Below are 4,316 nucleotides of genomic sequence, written 5' to 3' on the forward strand. Positions count from 1 at the left end.
AGTATGAGCATTACCTAAGAAACCCCTACCTCTAAGGTAGTGGGTAGTTCATGACTTAAAGTATAGGATTTTTATAAACAGCAGTTAAGAGTTATTTTGAATAGAAACAGAGGTGACAGGGATAGGGCTTTCAGCAAATTGAAATGACTGACAACCTGTCAATAAAACTGTTGATATGAATATATAAATTAGGGTAAAAAACTTCATACTACTGTCTCGAGATGTCGGCTACTTAAGCGTAATTTAATTGAGCGCACCCTATACCGTTTATTATTAAATAAGCGATATAGGCTGGCTGTATTATTGAGCGCTTGATGACCAAACGGGTGAGCGGATAGTACCTTTTCCAGACTTGCCAAATGACTTGCCGCCGTTCAAAGAGTGAATAAATAGTACGCCCTTACCATTTTGCTTTGAGGCGTAAACCACACGCTTACCATTGGGAGAAAAGCTCGGCGCTTCATCGATGCCTGTATTGCCTAAATTAGCGGTAACTGTACCATTCTGATTCATGATGGCGGCTGATGAGCCGTTTAAGAAGGCAATTTGTGAGCCGTCACTGCTGAATTGAGGACTGGTCGCATATCCACCGTTTGATACCTTGCTCGTTTGTTGTGAGTCAAAATCATAACGATAGATTTGTGGTTTATTGAAACCCGCACGGTCGCTGACAAAAACAAATGAATTGCCATCAGGTGCATAGCTTGGTTGTACTTCGCTACTTGTCCAGTTTGTCAACCTTTTGGGCTTACCACCACTGGCAGAGATTTCATAAATATGGGCGCTACCTTCAAAGCTACTGGAAAACAGTACCTTACTACCATCTGGAGAAAATGATGGACTCAGGTTGCTGCCAGGAAAAGGGGTTAATGGTGTAGCGCGGCCACCGCTGATATTCTGTACATAGATAATCGGGTAGGATTTATCACGCTGTACCGAATATGCAATTCGGTTACCATCTGGCGACCAAGTCGGTGAAAAAATAGAGCCTTCTACTTCAGTGATCGTTCTTGCATTTTCACCATCAGCATCCATGACTTTTAATTGGGAGGTTTTTCCTTTTCCTGTACCCACTTCCTCGATATATGCAATACGTCCTGAGAAATCCCCTGGCGTACCAGTGATCAGTTCGTAAACTTTGTCAGCGATGACGTGAGCTGCATAACGCATGTCTTCTGGGTTGTTATCAGCGGTTAGGCTCTGCTTGCCTTGCTTATTTTGCCTCCCTTGAAGTACCTGCCCAGAGTTTACATCTATGACTTCATAATTCGTGGTGACCTGTCCACGATTACTGCTAGTACTACCGACCACTAAATAAGGTATTCCCATGCTTTGCCAGACAGGTAGGCTGCTTGTCAGATCGTTACTACTATGCGGCTGTTGCGGGAAATTACGATTGGTCACGGTCAACTCAGTCCTGCTTAAGTCATTAAAAATGATAGGTGACAATACGGAGTCGCCAGCAAAAGGTACAAAAGCGACTTGGTTTTGTTGGACAGGAATCTCATAGTCCAACTCTAATACGACTGGTGCTGCGAGCAAGTGAGGAGAAACCAGTAGACTAGAAGCACTGAATAGTAGTAGTGCTAGTAACTTTTTATGGGTGTGCATGAGTGGATTTAGCTCCTAGAATAGTATGGTTATCAATGTGATAAAGAGTAAGTTATCAATAATATGAGGCCTGAGCAACTTATTAATTGCGCCCTCTAAACTTTATGGTAAAGGTGGGGTACTTAGGGTCATCAGGACTAATTGGTAAGCTTCCGGTATCCAACACCGCTTGTCTCGCTGCTTGATTCACAGCGCTATCAGGTCCTGAAGCGCTAACGTTTGTGATACTGCCATTGGTATCGACTGTGATTGTTAACGTGGTGCGCTGAGTTGAACCTTGTGCTGGACTGTAATTGTTTTTAATTAAGCGGAGAATCTCACTATTACTGGTACCGCGACTACCACTTGCAGCAGCTTGGCTGCTATCTTGAGTGCTTCCAGAGCGGGTTGGTTGACCGTCTGATAAGCTAAAGACTTGCTCGGTACTCTCAGCGCCACCTGAATCGATCCTAATATTGGGATCACTGGCTGTCGAGCGTTCAATCTTAGGTGGGTTGTTTTGTTTTTGACGAAACTCATTGAGCCTTTCTTGTTCTTCCCTTTGCTGTCTTCTTCTATCTTCTGCGACTGCTTCCTGTTCTTCCAAGGTTTTTTGATCTATTTGGACAGCGGACTCAGCTACTTGGCGTCTGTATGTTTCCCTTCTTTCTGAAAGCTGCTGTTGTTGTTCTTCGCTCATGAGTATTGGCTGGCTGGGGGAGTCATCAGATCGTGTAAATACGGGTACGCTTTGCGTGTTGGGTTGGCTGTCAGTACTGTCGCTCGATGTCTGTGAGGGCACGCTAGCTGAGGTCTCGACTGTAGTATTACTAGTCTGTGTGGACTGTGCCGCCGCTGTACGGTTAGCGAGTATTTGACCTTGCATATCGGCAAGCTGTTCAGGAGATATCATGACTGTTTCAATGCTGCTCGCCGTCTCAACAGTGGTAGCATGAAAAGAATAAACCAGAGCACCGACCACAAGTCCATGTACCAACAAGCTAAGTAGCGTTGGTAAAGCTATCCCATTACCTTTCGGCTGGGTGGGCACATAGACGATCGGTGCATTATGCATGGTTTGGTATACTCGTGAACGTGGTGCATTAGATTTGCGCTTTCACTGTGACAATCTAGGCAAAATAACAATCTAGCTAGGAAAAACTAATCCAAGAAAACAGAATAATAAGTCAAAAAAAGTTAGATAAGTGGGGTTACTGTTACGTTGCTATTGCAATGATGCTGCAGGCAAAGGCGTACCTGTGAGCAATCCTACTTTCTCAATACCTGCTTGCTGTAAATTTGCCATCAATGTCATGATGGCACCATATTGGTTGTTCTGATCGGCATTAATCATCACTTGTACGGGCTGTGATGCAGTATTGTTATTTTGAGACTGTAAATTTGACAAAGTATCAATGAGTTCAGGCTCACTGATAGGCATGTCAATATTGTTTTCATAACTGATAAAAATCTCACCATTACTGGTCAAAGAGACGATGACAGGCAGCTGGCTCTGACTCATCGTGTTGGTTTGTTCTTTTGGTAAGTCGACATCGACACCAGTGATTAGCATTGGTGCTGTGACCATAAATATCACCAACAGAACCAGCATGACATCGATATAGGGTACGACATTCATTTCTGCATTGAGCGATTTTTTTTCACGGCGATAGGGACTTTGTTTCATGGCCCTGGCACCTGGCTGTTGGCAGTTTGTGGTTTTCTAACAGCATTACCTTCTTTATTTACATTGGCTCTGGTAGCACTGGTTTCGCGCTGAAGCATACCCGTCATCTCATCGCAAAATAGCGCTCTTGAGTCATATAGGAAGTTTGCTTTTGCAGTAAAATGATTGTAAGCCAAAACAGCAGGTATAGCGGCAAACAGACCCATGGCAGTAGCGATAAGGGCCTCTGCAATACCCGGAGCGACGGCAGCAAGCGTTGCTTGCTCACTTTGTGACAACCCAAGAAAAGCGTTCATGATGCCCCAAACCGTACCGAACAGTCCAACATAAGGCGCAACCGAGCCGATACTGGCAAGCGTTGTCAGTCCTGACTCTAGTAACTGCTGCTGACGACCCAGTCCGACCCTTAGCTTGCGCTCAACACCATCAATGATATCGTCTTTAGGTTGTCGCTTCTTATGCATTCTGAGGTATTCAGAAAACCCGACATAAAAAATCTGCTCAAGTCCTTGGCGATCAGGTGAGCCCTGTATGCCTTGATAAAGCTTTGCCAAATCTTCACCTGACCAAAACCAAGTCTCAAATTGTTGATCAAAATTCTTAGCAGTACCAAGTCGTGCACTCATCCGAAAGATAATCACCCAACAAAATAGAGATGCCAGTAATAAAAGGGCCATGACAAATTGAACGAGGAGGCTGGCTTCGAGAATAAGATCGATGATATTTAATGATTCAGGCATGTATTTTACTCATGAGTGATTGGGACGTGTCTTCATTTTAAAGCCACCCTAATGAGGGCAAGGGCTTTCAATCGTGTCCTACAACTGACTGATTGTGACAACAGGCAAATCAGCTGATTGGTGACATCTACATTATAAACAATGAACCGACTGCCGATTGAAGTCTGACAAAGCATATCGACGGCCTAGTGTACTTTGAAATGGCAAAAAGGTCATTTATTAAAGTGTTAAATATCGAATATATTATCGAATATATTATCGAACATATTATAGCATTGTCTCACCGCAGTTGGTTTTAG

The 4,316-nt window shown here is 43.8% G+C and carries 4 protein-coding genes; all 4 read right to left on the reverse strand.

Annotated features, from left to right (window positions below):
• Nucleotides 1-300: 300 nt before the first annotated feature.
• The 4 genes from L0J61_RS09640 to tolQ all read right to left on the reverse strand — a co-directional run bounded on the left by L0J61_RS09640 (nucleotide 301) and on the right by tolQ (nucleotide 4,017).
• Complete coding sequence (locus tag L0J61_RS09640; protein WP_301466236.1) at nucleotides 301-1,611, reverse strand: translocation protein TolB; 1,311 nt, start codon at nucleotides 1,609-1,611, stop codon at nucleotides 301-303.
• A gap of 82 nt (nucleotides 1,612-1,693) precedes the next feature.
• The gene (locus tag L0J61_RS09645; RefSeq protein WP_301466237.1) at nucleotides 1,694-2,665 is read right to left on the reverse strand and encodes a cell envelope integrity protein TolA; all 972 of its coding nucleotides are present in this window, start codon (nucleotides 2,663-2,665) and stop codon (nucleotides 1,694-1,696) included.
• 150 nt (nucleotides 2,666-2,815) lie between these two features.
• Nucleotides 2,816-3,277: a protein TolR gene (gene tolR, locus L0J61_RS09650; RefSeq protein ID WP_301466238.1), complete on the reverse strand. Its 462-nt coding sequence runs from the start codon at nucleotides 3,275-3,277 to the stop codon at nucleotides 2,816-2,818.
• Complete coding sequence (tolQ, locus tag L0J61_RS09655; RefSeq protein ID WP_301466239.1) at nucleotides 3,274-4,017, reverse strand: protein TolQ; 744 nt, start codon at nucleotides 4,015-4,017, stop codon at nucleotides 3,274-3,276. The genes tolR and tolQ overlap by 4 nt, the downstream gene beginning before the upstream one ends.
• Nucleotides 4,018-4,316: the final 299 nt, after the last annotated feature.

The organism is Psychrobacter sp. (assembly GCF_030457785.1).
Classification (GTDB): domain Bacteria; phylum Pseudomonadota; class Gammaproteobacteria; order Pseudomonadales; family Moraxellaceae; genus Psychrobacter.

What these genes read in the sequence shown, in the direction of transcription:
- L0J61_RS09640 (WP_301466236.1), bottom strand. Translation starts at nt 1,611, where the DNA reads ATGCACACCCATAAAAAGTTACTAGCACTACTACTATTCAGTGCTTCT.
- tolQ (WP_301466239.1), bottom strand. Translation starts at nt 4,017, where the DNA reads ATGCCTGAATCATTAAATATCATCGATCTTATTCTCGAAGCCAGCCTC.
- tolR (WP_301466238.1), bottom strand. Translation starts at nt 3,277, where the DNA reads ATGAAACAAAGTCCCTATCGCCGTGAAAAAAAATCGCTCAATGCAGAA.
- L0J61_RS09645 (WP_301466237.1), bottom strand. Translation starts at nt 2,665, where the DNA reads ATGCATAATGCACCGATCGTCTATGTGCCCACCCAGCCGAAAGGTAAT.